Annotated in this window: 21 protein-coding genes; 14 read left to right on the top strand and 7 right to left on the bottom strand. The window is 60.2% G+C overall.

Annotated features, from left to right (window positions below; genetic code table 11):
- Window positions 1–37 precede the first annotated feature (37 nt).
- Both Q0792_RS09280 and Q0792_RS09275 read left to right on the top strand, forming a co-directional pair.
- Window positions 38–1,747 (top strand): tetratricopeptide repeat protein, encoded by a 1,710-nt coding sequence (locus tag Q0792_RS09280; protein WP_298839327.1) that lies wholly within the window; start codon window positions 38–40, stop codon window positions 1,745–1,747.
- Window positions 1,744–2,658, top strand: coding sequence for a 4-(cytidine 5'-diphospho)-2-C-methyl-D-erythritol kinase (locus Q0792_RS09275; protein WP_298839325.1), 915 nt, complete (start codon window positions 1,744–1,746; stop codon window positions 2,656–2,658). Before Q0792_RS09280 ends, Q0792_RS09275 begins: the two co-directional genes overlap by 4 nt.
- On the opposite strand, the gene Q0792_RS09270 is transcribed toward Q0792_RS09275, so the two are convergent.
- Window positions 2,651–3,652 carry a polyprenyl synthetase family protein gene (locus Q0792_RS09270; protein WP_298839323.1) on the bottom strand — a complete coding sequence of 334 codons (1,002 nt, stop codon included), beginning with the start codon at window positions 3,650–3,652 and terminating at the stop codon, window positions 2,651–2,653. The two genes, Q0792_RS09275 and Q0792_RS09270, sit on opposite strands and share 8 nt — an antisense overlap.
- Window positions 3,653–3,707: 55 nt before the next feature.
- Here Q0792_RS09270 and Q0792_RS09265 point away from each other — a divergent pair, with 55 nt between their 5' ends.
- From Q0792_RS09265 to Q0792_RS09255, 3 genes are all read left to right on the top strand, one after another.
- Window positions 3,708–3,923 carry a DUF2007 domain-containing protein gene (locus Q0792_RS09265; RefSeq protein WP_298839321.1) on the top strand — a complete coding sequence of 72 codons (216 nt, stop codon included), beginning with the start codon at window positions 3,708–3,710 and terminating at the stop codon, window positions 3,921–3,923.
- Complete coding sequence (locus tag Q0792_RS09260; RefSeq protein WP_298839319.1) at window positions 3,920–4,660, top strand: methyltransferase; 741 nt, start codon at window positions 3,920–3,922, stop codon at window positions 4,658–4,660. The genes Q0792_RS09265 and Q0792_RS09260 overlap by 4 nt, the downstream gene beginning before the upstream one ends.
- 106 nt (window positions 4,661–4,766) lie before the next feature.
- Window positions 4,767–4,931: a DUF465 domain-containing protein gene (locus tag Q0792_RS09255; protein ID WP_298839317.1), complete on the top strand. Its 165-nt coding sequence runs from the start codon at window positions 4,767–4,769 to the stop codon at window positions 4,929–4,931.
- A 37-nt stretch (window positions 4,932–4,968) separates the two neighbouring features.
- On the opposite strand, the gene Q0792_RS09250 is transcribed toward Q0792_RS09255, so the two are convergent.
- The 4 genes from Q0792_RS09250 to Q0792_RS09235 form a co-directional block, all read right to left on the bottom strand.
- Window positions 4,969–5,907, bottom strand: a complete 939-nt coding sequence (locus Q0792_RS09250; RefSeq protein ID WP_298839315.1) for a transcriptional regulator GcvA — start codon at window positions 5,905–5,907, stop codon at window positions 4,969–4,971.
- A gap of 315 nt (window positions 5,908–6,222) precedes the next feature.
- Window positions 6,223–6,945, bottom strand: a complete 723-nt coding sequence (phbB, locus tag Q0792_RS09245; RefSeq protein ID WP_298839313.1) for an acetoacetyl-CoA reductase — start codon at window positions 6,943–6,945, stop codon at window positions 6,223–6,225.
- Between the two features lie 96 nt (window positions 6,946–7,041).
- A complete protein-coding gene (locus Q0792_RS09240) occupies window positions 7,042–8,217 on the bottom strand; it encodes an acetyl-CoA C-acetyltransferase (protein ID WP_298839312.1) in 1,176 nt (391 codons plus the stop codon).
- A gap of 179 nt (window positions 8,218–8,396) precedes the next feature.
- A complete protein-coding gene (locus tag Q0792_RS09235) occupies window positions 8,397–9,239 on the bottom strand; it encodes an EAL domain-containing protein (RefSeq protein ID WP_298839308.1) in 843 nt (280 codons plus the stop codon).
- Window positions 9,240–9,371: 132 nt separating this feature from the next.
- On the opposite strand from Q0792_RS09235, the gene Q0792_RS09230 reads away from it, so the two are divergent.
- The 6 genes from Q0792_RS09230 to Q0792_RS09205 all read left to right on the top strand — a co-directional run bounded on the left by Q0792_RS09230 (window position 9,372) and on the right by Q0792_RS09205 (window position 14,555).
- Entirely contained in the window at window positions 9,372–9,944 is a 573-nt protein-coding gene (locus tag Q0792_RS09230) for a DNA-3-methyladenine glycosylase I (protein WP_298839305.1), read from the top strand.
- 131 nt (window positions 9,945–10,075) lie between these two features.
- Complete coding sequence (gene rpsD, locus Q0792_RS09225; RefSeq protein ID WP_298839302.1) at window positions 10,076–10,696, top strand: 30S ribosomal protein S4; 621 nt, start codon at window positions 10,076–10,078, stop codon at window positions 10,694–10,696.
- 106 nt (window positions 10,697–10,802) lie between these two features.
- Window positions 10,803–11,705, top strand: coding sequence for a DMT family transporter (locus Q0792_RS09220; RefSeq protein ID WP_298839300.1), 903 nt, complete (start codon window positions 10,803–10,805; stop codon window positions 11,703–11,705).
- A 98-nt stretch (window positions 11,706–11,803) separates the two neighbouring features.
- Window positions 11,804–12,889: a histidinol-phosphate transaminase gene (hisC, locus tag Q0792_RS09215; RefSeq protein WP_298839298.1), complete on the top strand. Its 1,086-nt coding sequence runs from the start codon at window positions 11,804–11,806 to the stop codon at window positions 12,887–12,889.
- On the top strand, window positions 12,886–13,806 hold the full coding sequence (locus Q0792_RS09210) for a prephenate/arogenate dehydrogenase family protein (protein WP_298839295.1): 921 nt from the start codon (window positions 12,886–12,888) through the stop codon (window positions 13,804–13,806). The genes hisC and Q0792_RS09210 overlap by 4 nt, the downstream gene beginning before the upstream one ends.
- The gene (locus Q0792_RS09205) at window positions 13,803–14,555 is read left to right on the top strand and encodes an extensin family protein (RefSeq protein WP_367276770.1); all 753 of its coding nucleotides are present in this window, start codon (window positions 13,803–13,805) and stop codon (window positions 14,553–14,555) included. Before Q0792_RS09210 ends, Q0792_RS09205 begins: the two co-directional genes overlap by 4 nt.
- On the opposite strand, the gene Q0792_RS09200 is transcribed toward Q0792_RS09205, so the two are convergent.
- Complete coding sequence (locus tag Q0792_RS09200; RefSeq protein ID WP_298839292.1) at window positions 14,556–15,560, bottom strand: DUF2125 domain-containing protein; 1,005 nt, start codon at window positions 15,558–15,560, stop codon at window positions 14,556–14,558. It lies immediately after the preceding gene.
- A 64-nt stretch (window positions 15,561–15,624) separates the two neighbouring features.
- On the opposite strand from Q0792_RS09200, the gene Q0792_RS09195 reads away from it, so the two are divergent.
- From Q0792_RS09195 to Q0792_RS09185, 3 genes are all read left to right on the top strand, one after another.
- On the top strand, window positions 15,625–16,155 hold the full coding sequence (locus Q0792_RS09195) for a gamma-glutamylcyclotransferase (RefSeq protein ID WP_298839290.1): 531 nt from the start codon (window positions 15,625–15,627) through the stop codon (window positions 16,153–16,155).
- A gap of 76 nt (window positions 16,156–16,231) precedes the next feature.
- Window positions 16,232–17,422, top strand: a complete 1,191-nt coding sequence (locus tag Q0792_RS09190; RefSeq protein WP_298839287.1) for a biopolymer transporter ExbB — start codon at window positions 16,232–16,234, stop codon at window positions 17,420–17,422.
- Between the two features lie 2 nt (window positions 17,423–17,424).
- Window positions 17,425–19,395 carry a peptidoglycan -binding protein gene (locus Q0792_RS09185; protein ID WP_298839284.1) on the top strand — a complete coding sequence of 657 codons (1,971 nt, stop codon included), beginning with the start codon at window positions 17,425–17,427 and terminating at the stop codon, window positions 19,393–19,395.
- Window positions 19,396–19,616: 221 nt separating this feature from the next.
- On the opposite strand, the gene clpA is transcribed toward Q0792_RS09185, so the two are convergent.
- On the bottom strand, window positions 19,617–21,938 hold the full coding sequence (clpA, locus tag Q0792_RS09180) for an ATP-dependent Clp protease ATP-binding subunit ClpA (protein WP_298839281.1): 2,322 nt from the start codon (window positions 21,936–21,938) through the stop codon (window positions 19,617–19,619).
- Between the last annotated feature and the right edge of the window lie 81 nt (window positions 21,939–22,019).

The following is a 22,019-nucleotide window of genomic DNA, read 5'->3' as shown; positions in this document are numbered from 1 at the left end:
CCTGACGGGGCAGTCAAAAACAAAAAGGTTCGCTGTTATGCGTGTGCTTTTCCGTCCGCTGGCCGCCGTGGCCATTTGCTTTGCCCTTGCGGTGCCGGCCGCCGCCCAATCTGTGGCGGGCGCGTATCTGGCAGCACGTGCCGCTGCGATGGACAGTGATTTTGAACAGGCTGCCGCCTATTATACCCGGGCACTGGCCCGTGATCCGCGTAACACGCAGCTGATGGCCAGCGCCGTTGTCGCGCGGATGGCACTGGGCGAGGTCGATCGTGCTTTGCCGATTGCCCAGGCGCTTCAGAGTGCGGGCGAGAGCAACCAGGTTGCCGAGCTGGTTATCAAGGTCGATATGATCCGCAAGGGTGCCTTCAGCACTATGACCGCGCCGGTTGAAGAGGGGCGGGGCATCGGACCGCTCGTGGATGGTCTGCTCCGCGCATGGAGTTTCATGGGCCAGGGCGAAGTCAGCAATGCGCTGGCGGCTTTCGAAGAAGTCCGGAACCAGCCTGGCCTTGAAGGTTTTGCGCTGTATCATGAAGCGAACGCACTGGCGTCTGTCGGGGACTTTGAGGGCGCGGAGGCGATCTATGGTTCGGACAATGCGCGTGCGGCGTTGCAGACCCGCCGGGGCGTGATGGCGCGGGTCGAGGTTCTGTCGCAGCTCGGCCGCTTTGATGAGGCCCTGGAGCTGTTGCAGACCATGTTTGCCGGCGCCACTGATCCCGAGATAGACGTGGTAATCGAAAAGCTGCGGAGCGGAACGGTACTGCCGTTCAGCCATGTCACATCTGTGCAGGACGGTTTTGCCGAAGTGTTCTACACAGTGGCGGACGCACTGCGCGGAGAAGCGGGCGCGGAATTTACAATCCTCTATGCACAGGCTGCGCGTATCCTGCGCCCGGATCACGTGGACGCTCTGCTGGCGACGGCTCAGTTGTTCGAGAGTCTCGGGCAGTTTGGCCCGGCGATCGAAGTATATCGCGAAGTGCCTTCCGATCACCCTGCCTATCATGCCGCAGAGCTTGGTCGTGCCGCTGCATTGCGGCGCTCTGACCGGCCCGATGCATCGATTGAGGTTCTGGAACAGCTGGCCCGCAGCCACGGGACGCTGGCAACAGTGCAGTCAGCGCTCGGAGATGCCTACAGGCAACAGGACCGGTTCGCAGAGGCAGTGGGTGCATATGACGCAGCCGTGGAACTGGCACGGGACACCGGTGCCTCAAGCTGGTTCCTGCTCTATGCCCGTGCGATTTCCAATGAACGGCTGGGTAACTGGGAACTTGCTGAATCTGACTTCCGTGCGGCGCTCGACATCAATCCGGGTCAGCCACAGGTTCTGAATTATCTGGGCTATTCACTTGTGGAAAAGCAGATCAAACTCGACGAAGCGCTGGAGATGATCGAACAGGCCGTCGCGGCCAGCCCCGACAGCGGATACATCATCGACTCTCTTGGGTGGGCGCTGTACCGGTTGCGCCGTTTTGAAGAGGCCGTGCCTCATATGGAGCGCGCGGTGGAGCTGATGCCGGTCGACCCGGTCGTAAATGACCACCTCGGCGACGTTTACTGGGCCGTTGGGCGGTATCGCGAGGCGGAATTCCAGTGGGCGCGCGCCTTGTCTTTTGTTGATCTGGAAAATGTCTCTGATGACGCTGATCCTGACCGTATCCGCCGCAAGCTCGAGGTCGGTCTGGACCAGGTGCTCGAAGAAGAGGGCGCTGAGCCTCTGAAAGTGGCCAACGACGGATGACGCCTGCCCGCGCGGTCAGCGTTTTTGCCCCCGCCAAAGTAAACCTGACCCTGCACGTCACAGGTCAGCGGGACGACGGATACCATTTTCTCGACAGCCTGGTGGCCTTTGCAGATGTGGGAGACAGGTTGTTCATCCAGCAGGGAAATACTCCTTCGCTGACCACCGAAGGACCGGAAGCCCGGGACGTTCCTGCCGATATGGACAACCTGATCCTGAGAGCCGCGGGTCTTTTCGATGATGTACCGGGCGTGTCGTTTCTGCTGACCAAGAATCTTCCTGTCTCGTCGGGTATTGGTGGTGGATCGGCGGACGCTGCTGCCGCTTTCAGGGGGCTGCTTCTGTACCTGAGCAAAGGTGAAACACAACCTGACTTCAGTACATCGTCGCTGGCGCCTCTGGGCGACAGGCTGATGGCGCTGGGTGCTGACATTCCGATGTGCCTGTTGTCCGAATATGCGCGGGTGCGGGGGATCGGAGAGCAGATACAACCAATCGACAGTCTGCCGACGCTTGATGCAGTGCTCATCAACCCGCGACGCCCTGTTTCGACGCCTGCGGTGTTTCGGGCAATGCGACGCCGGGACAATCCGCCAATGCCTGACACCGCAACGTCGTTCAAAAGCAAGGATGCGTTTGTTTGCTGGCTGGCTGAACAGCGTAATGACCTCGAAGAGCCGGCAATGCGGCTCGAGCCCAGCATTTCTGACGCACTGGCGGCACTGCGTGCCGGACCTGCCTGCGCTCTTGCCCGGATGTCCGGCTCGGGCGCGACATGCTTTGGATTATATGACACCAAAGAGCAGGCGCAGACTGCGGCGCTGTCTCTTCGTAAGTCTCATCCGGACTGGTGGGTCACTGCAACACAACTGGGATCACAGACACAACTGGCACTGCCGCGCCTCAGCTGATCCTTTCGACGACGTAGTCGGCCAGATCAGACAGCATTGTTTTTATCTCGTGATCTGGCAGTGGCCCGAGTGCGTCCCGTGCACTGTTTGCCCACATACGTGCCTCTGCGGCGGTATCCTCGAGCGCGCGGTGCTTATGCAGCAACGACAGGGCAGTCTCGAGGTCGCCCTCCTCCTGCCGTCCCTTTTCGATTGTGCGGACCCAGAACGCGCGTTCTTCTGCATCGGCCTGTGCCACCGCCTTGATCAGCGGGAGCGTGAGCTTTCTCTCACGGAAATCATCTCCGACGTTTTTACCGGTCGCGCCGGTGTCACCCTGAAAATCCAGCAGATCGTCTACGATCTGGAACGCAATACCCAGGGCGTCGCCATAGCTGAACAGGGCTCTGACGTGGGCTTCCGGAGCATCTGCTATTACCCCGCCTACCTCTGTTGCCGCAGAAAAGAGTGCCGCCGTCTTGCCGCGCACCACCTGCAGGTAGATCTCTTCTGTTGTCGCCAGATCCTGGCTGGCCGTCAGCTGCAGAACCTCGCCCTCGGCAATTGTTGCAGAGGCGTTCGACAGAATGTCGAGCACGCGCAGCGATCCGGTTTCCACCATCAGCTGGAAACTGCGGGAAAACAGATAGTCCCCGACCAGAACGGATGATTTGTTGTCCCACAGCAGGTTCGCGGTTGGTCGACCCCGGCGCTGGCCGCTCTCGTCGACAACATCGTCGTGCAACAGCGTGGCAGTGTGAATGAATTCTACTGTCGCTGCCAGATTGATGTGAAACGGACCTTTGTAGCCGCACAGATGTGCCGCAGCGAGTGTCAGCATCGGGCGCAGTCTTTTACCACCCGCATCGACCAGGTGTGCGGTCACTTCGGGGATGCGCGGCGCATGTTCCGAGGCCATACGCGTGCGGATCAGTGTGTTTACACTATCCATGTCGGCGGCCAGCCATTCGGCCATCCTGTCATGCGGTTTCTGCGAATTCTCTGTCTTTTGCATCACTTCCCCGGCGGCTGGTCTCGACACGGATCGAAACTGTCCTTACATCCCTGATATGAAGGAACTTTTGCGCAGCACCGACCCGACAGTTATCGCCTTTGCTACGGCCCTTCTTCAGGGTGAGGATATAGCTTGCTTTGAAATGGACGTAAACATGAGCGTGCTCGAGGGAGGCATCGGAATCTTCCCCCGCAGGCTGATGGTGCGCACAGATGATCACGATGCTGCGATACGCGTGATGCGGGACAACGAAATCCCGCTCGGTCTGTGACTGACGATCTGACACGCGATGCGTTTCTGGGCGGCAGGCTGCACCTGTGGCAACCTGTCCGCGGCTACCGTGCCGGTATTGACCCGGTGCTGCTTGCGGCCAGCGTGCCGGCCAGACCCGGAGAAACCGTACTGGATCTTGGCTGTGGTGTCGGTGCAGCAGCCCTGTGTCTTGGTGCGCGTGTGCCGCAGCTGTCCCTGACCGGCGTCGAATTCCAGGAGAAATATGCGGAACTTGCCCGCCGCAATGGCGGCGACGCGCTGGAGGTGGTGGCCGCTGACATTGCTGATCTGCCATCTGACCTACGCCAGCGGCAGTTCAGCCATGTCGTTGCCAACCCGCCCTACTATGCCAGCGGTGCCTACCGGGCGTCACCTGACGTGGCCAGACAGAAGGCAAGGGGCGAGCAGACACCGCTGGCTGCCTGGGTCCGCGTGGCGGGCAAGCGTCTGGCGCCAGGGGGAATGGCACATTTTATCCATCGATGTGAAAGACTGCCGGACATTCTGGGCGCCTTGGAACATGACATGGGCTCTGTCGAGGTTCTGCCTCTGAGCGCACGGCAGGGACGGGCTCCGGATCGGGTAATTGTGCGCGCGCGTAAATCAGGCCGGGGTGCTTTCCGGTTGCATGCACCACTGATTCTCCATGAGGGGGCACACCATGAAAACGATGGCGAAAGCTATGTTCCACTTATACGTGCAGTGCTCAGAGAAGGCGCTTCTCTGCCATTCTGAGCGAAATTAAGACATTTTTAACTGCTTTTGTGCCCATGCTGCGACTGCGGCGTGACTTGTGTCACAGGGTGTGGTCCAATTTACGCGTAGACAAATGGAGGACTGAATGAGCGTAGCAGCACATGTTGACCAGCTGAAAAAGAAACATGAAATTCTCAGTGATGCCGTAGAGCAGGCCCAGCGGGCTCCTGGCATTGACGACCTCGAAATCGCTGACCTCAAAAAACAGAAACTCAAACTCAAAGAAGAAATCAGCCGTCTGACAAACTAGACGCATTCCGGGCGTCGGCGCACCCGCGCCGCGCCTGCTATTTACCGGCTGTATCGATGATCGTCAGAGCATCCGTAATATGCGATGTCTTATCGATCTCCGCCAGCATCCATTCACGAAAAGCTTTGACCTGTGGCCGGTTCTCGGTGCCCTCGGGGCAAAGAAATCTGAACCGGGCACCTGTTGGTATTGCGGTCCCGTAAGGCATGACAAGACGGCCCTCGTCTACGTCCTTGACGACCAGGGCCCGGCGTCCCAGCACGATGCCGACCCCGGCAAGGGCCGCGTCCACGGCGTGATCGGCCTGACTGAATCTGGGCCCGTGTGATGGTACAAAGTCGATACCCATAGCGCGGAACCATGCGGACCAGTCGCAGGACGGATTCAGAAAGCTGATCGAATCGTCGAAAATCAGTGGCGCCTCGGTCAGGCTTTGAGCGGTCGGATATCTGGCTGCGAAAGCCGGTGTCATCACCGGCGCTACCCATTCTTCGGCCAGTGGCAATGAAAAAACACCGGGGTCATCACCTGAACCAAAGCGGATCGCCACATCAATTGCGTCCCGCGCAAAATCCATCATTTTCAGCGAGGCGGAAAAGCGTAGTTCGACCTCGGGGTGGGCCTGAGCGAACTCGTAAAGACGCGGCGCAAGCCACTTGGCGGTGAAAGCAGGGCCAGCGGTTACGGTCAGGGTCTGTTCATCCTGAAGACGCTGCGCCGCGCGCCAGCCGGCAGCCAGTGTAGCAAAGCCATCGGCCACAGCGGGCGCCAGTGCAACCCCGGCGTCGGTCAGTTCCACAGCCCGGTTCAGACGACGGAAAAGCTGTGCGCCCAGATGTTCTTCAAGTGACTTTATCTGGAAGCTCAGCGCCGCCGGTGTCACGGACAGTTCTTCTGCGGCTTTTGCAAACGACATGTGCCGGGCAGCCGCATCAAAAGCGCGAAGAGCGGTCAGCGGAGGGAGGCGATCAATCATTTCAGTTAAATATATCTTATGTGAAGTGTTGAAAAGTCTCGTTTGTCGGTTTTGTTAGCGAATGCCATATTGGCTTCAGTTCAGAAACACTGATCCCAATCGGATAAGGATATCACAAATGCTCGAAGCAACGACAAACCCGACGACCCGCACAGCGATGCAACGTGCTCATGAAGAACGTGCGCAGGCGATGCGCGATGCATGGCGGTGGCTGTTTCACTCTTCTTCCCGCTGAACGTCTGCAGCGTTCTTACGGGATGAAAAAAGGGCCGGTTCCACTGGGGAACCGGCCCTTTTGCTGTCCAGTAACAGGTCTCAGACGAAGAACTGAGCGCCGTTTGCCGAGATGGTCGAGCCGTTGATAAAGCCGGCGTCGTCTGAGGCAAGGAAGGCCACGCAACGCGCGATTTCTTCCGGTTCACCCAGACGGCCTGCCGGGATCTGCGCGATAATGGACTCGCGGACTTTTTCCGGCACGGCCATCACCATGTCGGTGGCGATGTAGCCCGGGCAGATCGCGTTGGCTGTGATGCCAGCACGCGCCCCTTCCTGTGCCAGTGATTTTACGATTCCGAGATCACCAGCCTTGGTTGCGGCATAGTTCACCTGAGCGAACTGGCCCTTCTGTCCGTTGATCGAACTGATCACGATGATCCGACCGAACTTGCGCTCGCGCATACCGGGCCACACAGGGTGGATGGTGTTGAACACGCCTGTCAGATTGGTGTCGATGACGTCTTTCCACTGCTCAGGCGTCATTTTGTGGAACGGGGCATCGCGCGTGATACCTGCGTTTGCCACGACAACGTCGATTGGCCCCAGGTCTGCTTCGACGCTTTCGATACCGGCCTTGCTGGACTCATAGTCTGCAACGTTCCATTTGTAGGTTTTGATACCTGTCTCGCTGGTGAAGTTTGCAGCGGCCTCGTCGTTGCCGGCATATGTTGCAGCAACGCTGTAGCCCGCGTCTTTCAGAGCCTTCGAAATGGCGGCGCCGATACCGCGGCTGCCTCCGGTGACAAGTGCGACTCGCGACATTGATTAGTTCTCCTGTGATGGGTTTCCGATGCCGGTACAGTAACCGGCGGGCAGGTCAGCTGGGCGGCGCCGTTTTCAGGAGCCGCCCGGGCTGGTTCAGGGGCGTTCGAGGCACATGGCAACGCCCATGCCGCCACCGATGCAGAGCGTAGCAAGGCCTTTTCTGGCATTCCGGCGCTTCATTTCGAAAAGCAGCGTGTTCAGAATGCGCGCTCCGGATGCACCGATCGGGTGGCCGATGGCGATAGCGCCGCCGTTCACGTTGACGACTTCCGGGTTCCAGCCCATGTCCTTGTTCACGGCGCACGCCTGTGCAGCAAAGGCTTCGTTCGCCTCCACGAGGTCCAGATCCTCTGCCTTCCAGCCGGCTTTTTCGAGCGCCTTGCGGCTGGCATAGATCGGGCCTGCGCCCATGATCGAAGGGTCAAGGCCAACGGTCGCATAGCTTGCGATCCGTGCCAGTGGTTCGATGCCGCGCTTTTCGGCTTCGTCTGCCGACATCAGCAATGCGCCGGCGGCGCCATCGTTCAGCCCGGATGCATTCGCAGCAGTTACAGAGCCGTCTTTCGTAAATGCGGGGCGCAGTTTCTGCATTGCCTCGATCGTTGCGCCGTGACGGATATATTCGTCTTTGTCGACAACGATATCGCCTTTGCGGGTTTTGATCGTATAGGCGAAGACCTCATCGTCAAATTTGCCGGCCTTCTGAGCCGCTTCGGCCTTGTTTTGTGAAGCAACGGCAAATTCATCCTGCTGATCGCGGCTGATCTGCCATTTTTCTGCAACGTTTTCAGCTGTCTGACCCATGTGATAGCCGTTGAATGCATCCCAGAGGCCATCGCGGATCATCGTGTCGATGTATTGCATGTCGCCCATTTTGTGACCGGCGCGCAGTGATGCGGCGTGTGGCGAAAGTGTCATGTTTTCCTGTCCGCCCGCGGCTACTATGTCCGCATCGCCCAGCTGGATATGCTGAGCGGCAAGTGCAACAGAGCGCAGACCGGAGCCGCAGACCTGATTGATCGTCCAGGCAGAGCTTGCCTGTGGCAGACCGGCGTTGATATGGGCCTGCCGGGCGGGGTTCTGACCCTGAGCAGCAGTCAGCACCTGACCGAGAATTGTTTCGGATACTTCTGATGCATCTACACCGGCGCGCGCCACGATCTCCTGCAGCATGGCTGCGCCCAGATCGTGTGCGGGTGTGTTTGCGAAAGACCCGCCGAAGCTGCCCACGGCAGTTCTGGCAGCCGATGCGATTACGACATTCGTCATGGTGTTCTGGTCCTTTGCCAATTGTCTGTCGGGCCCTGTCGGACAAGACTGCACTCGCAGCAGCGGACCCTCCACTTCCATACGGTGGTGCATACAGAATGGCAAATAAGCGGACAACATGACGTCCGGTCGCACCGTCTGGTAAGCCGGTTTGCGCCAGGTGCATAGCTCTGGGGGGATCAGACCGCTTTTTTCATCCCGCGATCGGCAAGCCAGTGCGGGCGGGTGGTCGCTGCACCAAAGTGATACCCCTGCAGGCAGTCGACACCGAGGCTGACGAGCGTATCGGCGTCTTCCTGGTTTTCAACAAATTCAGCGACGGTCAGCATGTCGAAGTGATGCGCAATGGAAACAAGGGCTGCAGTCATCACCTGGTTGTCCGGATCCTGAGCGATGCCCTGGACGAACTGGCCGTCAATTTTCACAATGTCAAAGCAGAAGTCCTTGAAATACCGCAGCGCAGTGTAGCCAGCGCCAAAATCATCCATGGCAAAGCTGATGCCGCGCAACTGCAGGCGGTCCATAAAGTCGACCACAAGCTCGGGCACCATGATAGTAGAGGATTCCGTGATCTCGAGCACAAGGCGTTCGGCAATCAGCTCGTTGCGTGACAGCCATCGGTCAAGCGTCCGGTTCCAGGCGCGGTAGCCAATGGATTTCGCGGACATGTTTATGGAGAGCCGGAGGGCGGGGTTATCGTTCAGTGCCCGCAGGCCAAGCCCGAGAGCCAGCGTATCCAGCTGACGGCCGAGCTCTGTATTTTCTATGGCACCCATGAACTCGCTGGCCGGAATCACGCGACCGGTCTCGTCCAGAACCCGGATAAGCCCTTCGTACAGAGCGACTTTGCTCTGATCACGCGACTGCATGATGGGTTGATAGGCCAGCAGAACCTGCTTGTGACGGATCGCCTGTGCGACCATATCCAGAGCGTGGCGGTCCCGCCGCGAAACGGCGAAATTCAGAGGGTTGTCGGCGCCCGGTGGCAGGTCGGCAAGGGCTGTTTTGTCATCGCTGCGCATCTGTCTGCTCCCTGAAAATTGCACTGTCAGATTTGCACCACAGACCCTAATTTTGCGTAAATTTTCTCATTTTGTTCTAATTTGTTCTGTGTTCTCATAAAAACAGCAGAAGAGCGCCGGAGAGAGGGTAGCATGGAGCGATGTGGCTGGGCCGGGCCCGAACAGATCTATCTGGATTATCATGATACGGACTGGGGCGTGCCGGAATACGACAGCCGGGCACTGTGGGAGAAGCTTATCCTCGATGGGTTTCAGGCCGGGCTGAGCTGGATCACCATCCTGAAAAAGCGAGAGAATTTCCGCGAAGCCTTTGCAGGATTTGATCCGGATATCGTTGCGGCCTGGGGGCCTTCTGATGTTGACAGGCTCCTTGGAAATGCTGGCATCATCCGCCACCGGGGCAAGATTGAAGCTACCATTTCGAACGCCCGGGTATGGCAGAAGATCGAGGCCCGGGAGGGTTTCGACACGTATTTATGGAACTATGTCGGCGGCTCGCCTCTTCAGAACAGCTGGAAGACACTGGCAGAAGTGCCGGCTTTTACGCCGCTGTCAGAGCAGCTGTCAAAAGATCTGAAAAAGGAGGGGTTCCGCTTTTGTGGCCCCACCATTGTCTATGCCTTTATGCAGGCGGTGGGCATGGTCAACGATCACCTGACAACCTGCCCGCGACACACAGAGGTAAAGGCGCTGATCAGGCGTTGACTCCTGGCTGCGGCTGCGTATAAGCGCGGCTTCATTGGTGTTGGTGGCCCCCGCAAGGGGTTTCCTGTCAGTCCGGCAAAATCCGGAAAGAGGACAACGCCCTTCGAAACCTTAAACGAAGGAGATCAGCCGTGACAAAACGCACGTCTGCCAAGTACAAAATCGATCGCCGCATGGGCGAGAACATCTGGGGCCGCCCCAAATCCCCCGTGAACCGTCGCGAATATGGCCCCGGTCAGCACGGTCAGCGCCGCAAGGGCAAACTCAGCGACTTTGGTATCCAGCTGCGCGCCAAGCAAAAGCTCAAGGGCTACTACGGCGACCTGACCGAAAAACAGTTCCGCCGCATCTATGCTGAAGCTGAGCGGGTTAAAGGCGACACCGGTGAAAACCTGATTGGTCTGCTGGAGCGCCGCCTCGACGCGGTTGTGTACCGTGCCAAATTCGTGCCGACTGTTTTCGCAGCACGCCAGTTCGTGAACCACAAGCACGTGCGCGTGAACGGTCAGATTGTGAACATCCCTTCTTATCGTGTGAAAGAGGGTGACGTGATCGAAGTCCGTGACCGTTCCAAGCAGATGGCGGCGCTGATCGAAGCGACACAGCTGCCCGAGCGTGATGTGCCGGACTATATCGAAGCCGACCACTCCAAGATGGCAGCCAAGTTCGTGCGCACACCCACACTGGGCGATGTGCCTTACCCGGTGATGATGGAACCAAACCTCGTGGTCGAATTCTACGCGAAGAACTAAGCGTCTTCGCGACACTGAAGAACCCCCGAAACCGCGCAGAACCCTGCGCGGTTTTTTTAATGTGCAGGTATGCCGCACGCTGAAAAGCCCGTTCTATGGCGCTCAAATGACCGAAAACCGCAACGCCCTGACAGCTTCACTCCTCGTCGTATCCTCCGGTATCCTGTGGGGATTTTACTGGCTTCCGGTGCGCAGCCTCGAGACCATGGGTCTTTCAGGGGCCTGGGGAACCGCTGCAATCACGCTTTGTGCGGTGCTGGTCATGCTGGTCTTTACACTGTTGCGGGGGAGCCGCCTGCGCACCAGATCATACGCAGGAATTTTCTGGGTCGGCCTTGGCGGTGCGTCCTTTGCGCTCTATTCCATCGGCTTCGTGTATGGCCGGGTCGCCATCATCATCCTGCTGTTCTTCCTGACACCGGTCTGGAGCACGCTGATCGGGCGCGTTGTCCTGGGCTGGCACACCCCGCTGATGCGGGTGCTCGCGATTGTCGCGGGCCTCGCGGGGCTCGGTGTCATGCTCGGCGCTGGTGGCGAAGCGCCGGTTCCGCGTAATATTGGCGAGTGGATGGCGCTGGTCTCCGGCATCATGTGGTCAGTTGCAACGACCGGCATGCGGGTTCAGACCGATCTTGAACCGGCAGAAGCCACATTTGTCTTCGTGGTGGGTGCCTTTTGCGCGGCCCTGCCGATCGCTTTTTTGCTCGATCCTCTGCCCACCGCGATACCGTTCCGGGATGCAGCGTCCGTTGCGGGGCTTGCACTGCTTACAGGCGCTTTATGGTGGAGCCTGTTCGTCGTCGGGCTGATGTGGGCAACGGTGCGGCTCGAACCGGCGCGGGCCGGTATCCTTTTCATGTCCGAAGTGCTGGTGGGAGCGGCCTCCGCAGCTGTGATCGCCGGGGAATACCTCAGCGCCCTCGAGGTGACGGGTGGGGTGCTGGTGCTTCTGGCCGGAGTGCTCGAAATTCAACCCTGGCGTCGAACGTCCTCAGCCACCGACCTCTGAGCCTTGTTCCAGCGCGTTTTTCCGCCCGGTGCCACGCTGTTGGTGGTGGCACTCGCCCGGAACGCCCGATAATGTCCGCCCGACAGGAGACACGAGAGATGACCACAGCGCTTCGCCCCCAGCCCGGCATTATGGACATCGCCCTTTACCAGGGCGGGGCCTCAAAGATCGAGGGACAGGACAATCCGCTCAAGCTCAGCTCGAACGAAAACCCGTTCGGCTGCAGCCCCCTGGCCAGCGCTGCGGTGAGTGCGGCGGCGCTGCAGCTGCACCGTTATCCATCCACCGACCATACTCCCCTGCGTGCGGCCATCGCGGACGTACACGGTCTGCCATTGGAGCGTATTATCTGCGGTGTAGGCTCCGACGAGCTGCTGACCCTTCTGGCGATGGCCTATGCGGGTCCGGGTGACGAAGTTCTCTACCCCGAGCACGGTTTTTCGATGTATCGCATTTTTGCTCTGTCCGCCGGGGCCACACCGGTCACCGCGCCGGAGGCAAATCGCTGCGTGGACGTCGATGCGCTGATTGCGCGTATCACAGACCGGACACGTCTGATCTATATCGCCAATCCCGCCAATCCGACCGGAACCGCCCTGGCGGCTGACGAACTTGCCCGTCTTGCCGGGGCTGTGCCGGAATCCTGCCTGCTGGTGCTCGACGGCGCCTATGCCGAGTTCGCAGACGGTTATGACGGTGGCGCGGCCCTTGTCGATCAACACCCGAACGTGGTGATGACACGCACCTTTTCCAAGCTCTACGGTCTGGGGGGGCTGCGGGTCGGATGGGCTTATGCCGCGCAGGGTGTTGTCGACGTGCTCAACCGGGTGCGCGGCCCCTTCAACCTTTCGGGTGTTGCTCTGGCGGGTGCCGAAGCCGCGATGCGGGACCGCGCATTTGTCGACCGCTGCCTGACGGAAAACGCCGAACAGCGTGCGCGCCTGACCGGTGGTCTGCGACAGCTGGGCATTGGCTGTGACAACAGCGAGGCAAATTTCGTGCTCGCGCGTTTCCCGGACGAGGCAGAGGCTCTGGCGGCTGACGCGCACCTGAAATCCTGCGGCATCCTTGTGCGTCTGGTCAAAGGGTACGGATTTCCGCAAGCCCTGCGCATTACAGTTGGCAGCGCAGATGACGTCACCCGCGTACTGGAGGCCCTTGCAGGCTTCAGGGGGGCGGCATGAGCGTGATCTACAACCGTGTGGCGCTGATCGGACTGGGGCTTATCGCTTCTTCGATGTTCTGGGCGATGAAACGCAAGGGCCTGGCGGGCGAGGTCACCGGATATGCCCGCAGCCGGCAAACCCGGGATACCGCGCGGCGGATCAGTCTGTGCGACCGCGTCTGCGACAACATGGCCGAGGCGGTTGAGGACGCGGACCTGGTCATCCTCGCCGTCCCTGTGGGTGTTATGGGCGATGTCGCCGCGGAAATCGCGGGCGCGCTGAAACCGGGTGCAACGGTGACCGACGTAGGTTCGGTCAAGCGCGAAGTGATCAACGCCGTGCAGCCGCATCTGCCCGAAGGCATACATTTTGTCCCTGCGCACCCGCTCGCCGGCACAGAGCATTCAGGTCCGGAGTCCGGTTTCGCAGAACTCTTTGACGGGCGCTGGTGCCTGCTGGTCCCGCCCGAAGGCACAGACCGCGCCGCCGTCGACCGGCTGCGCCGCTACTGGGAGGATCTCGGCAGCAATGTCGAGGAGATGGAGGCGGATCACCACGATCTGGTCCTCGCCGTGACCAGCCATGCCCCGCACCTGATCGCCTACACGATGGTCGGTGTCGCAGACGATCTGCGCCGCGTGACCGACAGCGAGGTGATTAAATACTCCGCCGCGGGTTTTCGTGATTTCACCCGGATTGCTGCCAGTGATCCGACCATGTGGCGGGATGTGTTTCTGTCCAACAAAGACGCTACTCTGGAAATCCTCGGGCGCTTCACCGAAGAGCTCTTTGCGCTTCAGAGGGCCATCCGCACCGGCGACGGCGCGCATCTGCATGACTACTTCACGCGCACGCGTGCAATCCGTCGCGGTATCATCGAAGCAGGTCAGGATACTGATGCGCCGGACTTTGGCAGAGGCGTGAAGAAACCGTGAGCATTGCACGTGCGGCACTGATCTGCTGGCTAGTGCTGGTCGCTGCGGCGGTCGGGGCAGCTGGTCCTGATACGTCGCTGCGTCCGGAACCCCGTCCCGACCGAAAAGCACCTGCGGCCGTCGCGCCGCCGCAGTTATCCGGTGATGTCCGAAGTGTACTGCGGCCTGTTGAGCGACCCCGCAGTGTGATCCGCCGTGGGCGCGAGGCGGCACTCCTGCGCGAACGCGGTGCGGTCTGCGGTAATCCGGATATCCAGGGTGAGTCAATTGGCCGCGTCAGCTCGCCAACACGTGGCTGCGGTATCACTGAGGCTGTTCGTGTACGATCCGTCTCGGGCATTTCGCTCAGCCCTGCGTCGGTAATGGACTGCCGGACGGCGCAGACACTGAATTTCTGGGTGCTGGAATCGGCAGTACCACGTCTCAGTGACACCGGTGGCGGGCTGCGTGCAATGCGGGTGATCGGGCACTACGCCTGCCGCACCCGAAACAACAGATCAGGTGCGCGTATTTCGGAACACGGAAAGGGCCGGGCCATCGATATTTCGGGTTTCCGCCTGCGCGATGGTTCCGAGCTTTCGGTGCTGAAAGACTGGGATTCGAAACGCGGTTTTAAACCGCTGAAAAACATGCACCGGGATGCCTGCGGGATCTTCGGTACGGTTCTTGGGCCGGATTCTGACCGCTTTCACCAGGACCACTTCCATTTCGATACCGCTCGTCATGGCAGCGGGGCCTACTGCCGCTGATCAGCGCAGGATGAGACGCGGCGCCGGGGCCACCGGAATAAAGCCCAGCGAAATCAGACCATTCGACAGGCTGAGTTCGACATCAAGCGCGCTGGGGTTGCCGCTAAGCCCGGCAAAAGTTTCCAGGGTTCGGGTGATCTGGGGTACCAGAGCGGCGGGCAGCGAGCCGGCCCGCTCGGCCAGTGCGATGATGTCGCGCCAGTTGCGGACCTGAACGCTCAGCGTTCCTTCAGGAACGCCCCCGGCATCCACATCCAGATCAGCAGCAAACCTGACCTGCAGGTCACCCCAGACAGCCTCCGCGCGCTCCAGTTGGATGTGCCGGGGTTGCGGGCGGGCGTCCTCGAGAGCAGAGACATCCCAGGGCCGGTCAAATGCAATATCCGCATCCACCGTCAGGACATCAAACGTTACAGGCCAGTCTTCCGGAACAAAAAGCGCATCGCGCAGGACCGATCCGGGCCGCAGCGCGCTGGCGTCAAAACGCAACGTATACGCCCTGGGGTCATCCGGGTTCTGAACCAATGATGCAATGAGCGGTCCGCCTGACGCCAGATCGCCCGGATCGCTGGTTACACCCCAGCTGTCTGCGTCGGCTTCCATACTCTCAAGCTGCAGCGCAGGACCCGGCCTCAGCCGCAAACGGGCCTGTGCCCCGGCAGTGATCAGCAGCGCACTGGCCTCGGGACTGGCGAGCGTAACCCCGTCGTCCGGCAATCGCAAAGTCACGTACCCGGGCCACCATGTTGCAGCAGACAATGTCAGCGACCGGGTAAAGAACGCAGCACCTGTCTCCGGATCAGCGAGAGCAGGCTCCTCAAGTTCTGCGTTGATGGCAAGCGGCCAGCCACCCAGCTCGACATCATTCAGTTCTGCCTGCCACCCTTCGGCGCGGCGCTCTTCGAACCAGGTCAGTATGCCGGAGCGCATGCCAAATGCGGTCACGCCCCACCATGCAGACCAGGCCACGCCCGCAATCAGCAAAAACCAGACGATCCGCCGCATCCTGCCCTCTTTTCCTTTGGTGCAAATTGAGGTTTACGCAAAGCAGGCAAGGAGAACCAGCACCATGACGATGTGGGTATTCGGATACGGCAGTCTGTTGTGGAATCCGGGCTTTGAGGTGGCTGAGCAGGTGATTGCGACGCTGCCGGGCTATGCACGATCTTTTTGTATGCATTCCATTCACCATCGCGGTACCGAAGATGAGCCCGGTCTTGTGCTGGCACTCGATGAGGACCCGGCCCACGCCTGTGAGGGTGTCGCGCTGGCGGTTACTGCAGGGCGCGAGGCCGAAACACTGGCATATCTGCGCGAGCGCGAACTGATTTCGTCGGCCTATCTGGAGCGTGACCTTGAGATTGACCTGCACGACGGGCGGCGCGTTACGGCTCTTGTCTATGTCATTAACCGCGACCACGTTCAGTATTGCGGCGGCATGCCGCTCGAAGAGCAGGCTCAGATCATTGCGCAGGCGCGGGGCGGAATGGGCCCGAACGATGAGTATCTCTATAACACGGCCAGCCATCTGGCAGACATCGGCCTGCATGATCCGGACCTGGAATGGCTGAGCCACCGGGTCAGGGCGCTCACCGCATAATTCCTTGGCGCTGCCTGACATTTTCAGGTTAAACTGCGCGCAGAGCAGCACAATAACGGTCAGGAGCGAGGGGCGCATGGCGTTACCGGACCAGGAAGCAAGACCCGTATTCTCACAGCCTGTCCGTCAGATTTCTCTGATGCTGATTGTGCTGGCACTGTCAGGCTTTGGCGCGTTTCTGGCTCTGCCGCGGGTGTTGCCGGTCTTTCAGGCCAATCCGTGGCTGAACGGCTTCATTATCTTCGTGTTCCTGATTGGTGTGATTGCCTGTTTTTATCAGGTGTTTCAGCTCATCGGTTCCGTGCGGTGGATCGAACGTTTCGCCACGGACACCCTGGATTCCAGCATCAAGGCGCCACAGCTGCTGGCGCCGCTTGCCTCGTTGCTGCGCCAGCGCGGCGCGCGCATGCAGGTCAGCGCCTCTTCCAGCAGGTCCATTCTCGAATCTGTCGCCACGCGGATCGAGGAAGTGCGGGAGATCACACGATACATCGTTAACATGCTGATTTTTCTCGGCCTGCTGGGGACTTTCTACGGACTCGCAACGACGGTTCCGGCGGTTGTTGATACCATCCGCAACCTGGCGCCCGGTGAGGGCGAAGGCGGGGTGGAGGTTTTCAACCGCCTGATGTCCGGTCTTGAGGCGCAGTTGGGCGGGATGGGTGTAGCCTTTGCCTCCTCGCTGCTGGGTCTTGCCGGGTCTCTGATTGTTGGCCTGCTCGAACTTTTTGCGGGTCACGGGCAGAACCGTTTCTACCGCGAGCTTGAGGAATGGCTGAGCGGCATCACGCGCGTGGGGTTTTCCTCGGGAGACGAGGCAGCGGCAGATGGCAATACGATGGCCGTCATCGTCGACCATATGGGCGAACAGATGGAAGCGCTGCAGGCGATGTTTCTCAATGCTGACCAGCGCAACCAAGCGGTCGAACAGCGCCTCGGTGATGTTGTGGGTGCGATCGAGCATATGGCGCAGCGCATTGAGAGCCCTGACGCGGCCAGCTCGGCTCTTGAAAGGGTGGCAGCGGGTCAGGAACGGCTGATCGCCCTGATCGAGGCGCAGGGGCAGGGCGGCGACGGAATCGACGCAGAAAGCCGGATGCGTCTGCGCTCGATCGATGTGCAGATGCTGCGTATACTTGAGGAAATCTCCGCCGGACGGCAGGAAAGCATGGCCGAGTTGCGCCGGGACATCGCCGGCCTTGCCGAAGTGCTCAAGGCACGCCGGGCGCGCCCGCCTTCCACCCGGCTCCCTGACGGAGGCAGCTGACAATGGCACTGGCCCGACGCACCGGCGCACGGTTCCAGGCCTCAATCTGGCCGGGCTTCGTGGATGCGATGACGGGTCTGTTGCTGGTGCTGATGTTCGTGCTGACGATCTTTATGATTGTGCAGTTTGTGCTCACCGAACGTATCACCGGTCAGGAGACTGAACTCGACCAGCTGGCAGGCGAGGTAGCGGCTCTGGCGCAGGCGCTTGGCCTCGAAGAGCAGACGAGCGAAAACCTGCGGAACCGGGTTGGTGCGCTGGATGCCTCGCTTTCGGATGCACAGTCTCAGATCGCGGCACTGACAGCCACGCGTGACGCACAGGCCGAAGCGCTGGAAGCTGCGGAAACGCGTATCACCAGTTTTGAGGCTCAGGTCGCGGCGTTGATTTCTCAGCGGGACAGCGCGCTGGGAGATGTGGCAGCACTTGAGGATGTGCGCGCAGCACTTGAGACCGCACAGGCCGAACTGATCAGTGAACAGGACGCCCTGAACCTGGCGCTGGCCGCCGCGCGGTCAGAAGTTGATGCGCAGGAAGAGGCGGCCCGCCTTGCGGCAGCGCAACGCGAGGCACTGGACGCACTGGTGGCTGATCTGCGGGCGCAAAACGCGGCGGCGGCTGAAGAGATCGGGCAGCTGACAGGTGCTCTTGATGAGACGCGGTCGGCTTTATCTGACGAAGAAGCGGCCCGGCTGGCAGAGGTCGCCGCTGCAGAAGCGTTGCGCGCGCGTCTGGAGAATGCCGACGCAGAACTGACAGCAATGACACTGGCGCTGGAAGCACAGCGCAAGGAAGCCGAGGACACCCTGACGCTGCTGGCAGCGGCGCGGGCGGCTGAGGCGGATCTCGACACGGCTCTGGCTGCTGCACTGCTGCGGCTCGAGGGGCTGGAAACATCGGGCGCCGCAGCCGCGGAAGAAATCGCGACTGCACGCGCGCAGATCGAGGTGCTCCAGGCAGACACCCGCGATCTGAGAACGCGGTTGCAGGCTGCGGAAACACAGCTGACGGATGCACAGGCTGCTGCGGCTGAGGAAGAGGCCGCCCGTCTGGCCGCTGAAGCAGCGCTGGCGCAGAACAGAACAGAGGCAGCAGCAGATCGGGACGCACTGCGCGCCCGTCTGGCCGCAGCGCTGGCCGCAAAACTTGCCGCTGAAACTCTCGCCGAGGATACCACCACAGATGCTCAGCGACGCGCCGCATTGCTGGCCGAGGCCCGGAGAGCGCTGGCTCAGGAAGAGGCAGCGAGCGCTGAGGCGCAGCGGCAGACTGAGTTGCTGAACCAGCAGGTAGCGGCTCTTCGTACGCAGCTGGGCGGATTGCAGGCTCTGCTGGACGATGCAAAGGATCGGGATGCTGCCCAGCAGATTCAGCTACAGTCTCTGGGATCTGATCTGAACACAGCTCTGGCGAGGGTCGCTGCCGAAGAGCGCCGACGGGCAGAACTCGAAGAGGCCGAGCGGCGCAGACTTGAGCAGGAAGCGGCCCGCCTTGCTGCTGAAGCCGAGGATCTTGAGCAGTACCGCTCCGAGTTCTTCGGGAGGCTGCGCGACGTTCTGGGCACCCAGGAAGGTGTCAGGATCGAGGGAGACCGGTTTGTTTTCTCGTCCGAGGTGCTTTTCGAGCCCGCGCGCGCAGATCTGTCTGCCGAAGGTCGGGCTGAAGTTGCGAAGGTTGCAGAAATACTGGCAGCTGTGGCTGATGAGATTCCGCAGGGGATCGACTGGATCATCCGCGTGGACGGTCATACCGACAACCTTCCGCTGTCAGGATTTGGCGCCTTCGCCGATAACTGGGAGCTCAGCCAGGCCCGGGCGCTGTCTGTTGTGCGCTACATGGTCGATGCGCTGGGCATTCCGCCTGACCGTCTGGCGGCCAACGGGTTCGGCGAGTTCCAGCCCGTGGCCACAGGTGACACAGAAGAGGCGCGGGCCCAGAACCGGCGTATTGAACTGAAGTTTACAGAGCGATGAGTGTTTTGCGACGCTTGCCGTTCAGCATATGCTGGTTTCAATGCACGCAGACACCGGACCGCCACCGATGGCATTGTCGAGCGCACCTGCGCGCGGGGCATTGTGTCTTTGATGGACAGCCTTTGCGACGGCCGCTTGGCTTTTCGCGCCAGGTTTCTGCGTTCGAAGGCAGCCCGAAAAAAGAAACCCCGCCGTTCGGGCGGGGTTTCGGTTGTTTGATTTTACTCGGCTGTCAGCAGCGGTGGCTTGTCGCCTGAGATACGGGGCTTGTCCGGGCCTTCGATCTTCAGATCAATTTCACCGGCTTTCACACCGACCCGGACCACGCCGCCCTTGGCAAGCTTGCCAAACAGCAGGTCTTCGGCCAGAGGCTTTTTGATATGCTCCTGGATGACCCGGCCCAGCGGACGCGCGCCCATTTTGCTGTCGTACCCTTTGTCGGCCAGCCATTCAGCTGCCGGTTTGGTCAGCTCGATGGTGACGTTGCGGTCCATCAGCTGGGCCTCAAGCTGAAGCACGAACTTTTCGACCACCCGGAGGATGACCTCTTTGGGCAGCGGTGCAAAGCTGATGACTGCATCCAGACGGTTGCGGAATTCAGGCGTGAACGTCCGTTCGATCGCGGCTGTATCCTCGCCTTCCCGGCGGTCGCGGCCAAAGCCGATGGCTTCTTTTGCCTGCTCCGCAGCACCGGCATTTGACGTCATGATCAGCACCACATTGCGGAAATCGACAGTGCGACCGTTATGATCGGTCAGCTTGCCGTGATCCATAACCTGCAGCAGGATGTTATAGACGTCCGGATGAGCTTTTTCCATCTCGTCCAGCAGGAGCACACAGTGCGGGTGCTGGTCGACGCCATCGGTAAGCATACCACCCTGATCAAAGCCTACATAACCCGGAGGGGCGCCGATCAGGCGGGAAACCGCGTGTTTCTCCATGTATTCCGACATATCGAACCGCAGCAGTTCCACGCCCAGCGTATCGGCCAGTTGTTTTGCCACTTCGGTTTTGCCTACACCGGTGGGGCCTGCAAAGAGATAATTGCCGATGGGCTTTTCGGGTTCGCGCAGGCCGGCACGGGCCAGTTTGATCGCCGAGGACAGCGCCTCGATGGCCTTGTCCTGACCAAAGACCACACGTTTGAGCGATCCTTCGAGATCCTTGAGCACCTCTGCATCGTCCTTTGAGACGTTTTTCGGCGGGATGCGGGCGATTTTCGCCACCACGTTCTCGATCTCTTTGGTGCCGATGGTCTTGCGACGTTTGGCGGCGACCACCAGGTGCTGTGCCGCGCCTGCTTCGTCGATGACGTCGATGGCACTGTCCGGCAGCTTGCGGTCATTGATATAACGCGACGCAAGCTCGACAGAGGTTTTTATCGCGTCAGCCGTATATTTGACCGAGTGGTGATCTTCAAAGTACGGCTTGAGACCCCGCAGGATTTTCACGGCGTCCTCGACCGACGGCTCGTTGACGTCGATCTTCTGGAAGCGGCGGCTGAGCGCGCGGTCCTTCTCGAAATGCTGACGGAATTCTTTGTAGGTCGTTGAGCCCATGGTGCGCAGCTTGCCACCCGCCAGTGCAGGTTTCAGCAGATTGGACGCATCCATTGCCCCGCCTGATGTCGCACCTGCACCGATCACTGTATGGATCTCGTCGATGAACAGCACGGCGTCCCGGTGGTCTTCAAGTTCGGAAACAACAGCTTTGAGACGTTCCTCGAAATCACCGCGGTAGCGCGTGCCTGCAAGCAGTGCGCCCATGTCCAGCGAATAGATCGTGGTCTCGGCCAGAACCTCTGGCGTTTCACCGGCGACGATCTTGCGCGCGAGGCCTTCGGCGATGGCCGTTTTGCCTACGCCCGGATCACCCACCAGCAGGGGGTTGTTTTTACGGCGGCGGCACAGTACCTGGATGCAGCGCTCAACCTCGGAATCGCGACCGATCAGCGGATCAATGTCGCCCTCACGGGACTTGGCATTGAGATCCACGCAATATTTCTCGAGTGCGCTCTCTTTCTTTTCGCCGTCGGTGACGCCCTGGGCCTCTTCTTCGGCCTCCGGCGCGCCGGACACCGGGCGCTGCTCGCCATAGGCCGGATCCTTGGCAACCCCGTGAGCGATGAAGTTCACCGCGTCATAACGGGTCATATCCTGCTCCTGCAGGAAATAAGCCGCGTTGCTTTCGCGTTCCGCAAAAATTGCTACCAGTACATTGGCGCCGGTCACTTCAGTGCGGCCAGACGACTGTACGTGGATGGCAGCGCGCTGAATGACCCGCTGGAAGGCAGCAGTGGGAACGGCTTCGGAGCCGTCCACATCGGTGACAAGATTGCTCAGGTCCTCATCGACAAATTCCACCAGAGTGGCGCGCAGGTCGTCAACATCGACGCTGCAGGCCTTCATAACGCGTGTGGCGTCGGGTTCATCGATAAGGGCCAGAAGAAGATGCTCGAGGGTGGCAAACTCGTGCCGGCGCGCATTGGCCAGGGCCAGCGCCGAGTGGATTGCCTGTTCCAGTGTGGTCGAGAATGAAGGCACGGTCTGTGCTCCTTCTTATCGGGGTCGGTGGGAGGGCTGATGAATGCCAGCCCCTCAGCCAACCATGGCCTCATAGTATTA

It is taken from the genome of uncultured Roseobacter sp. (assembly GCF_947495025.1).
Taxonomy (GTDB): Bacteria; Pseudomonadota; Alphaproteobacteria; order Rhodobacterales; family Rhodobacteraceae; genus Roseobacter.
The sequence above is the reverse complement of the archived record's forward strand: the minus strand, read 5'-3'. Positions and strand labels throughout refer to the sequence as shown.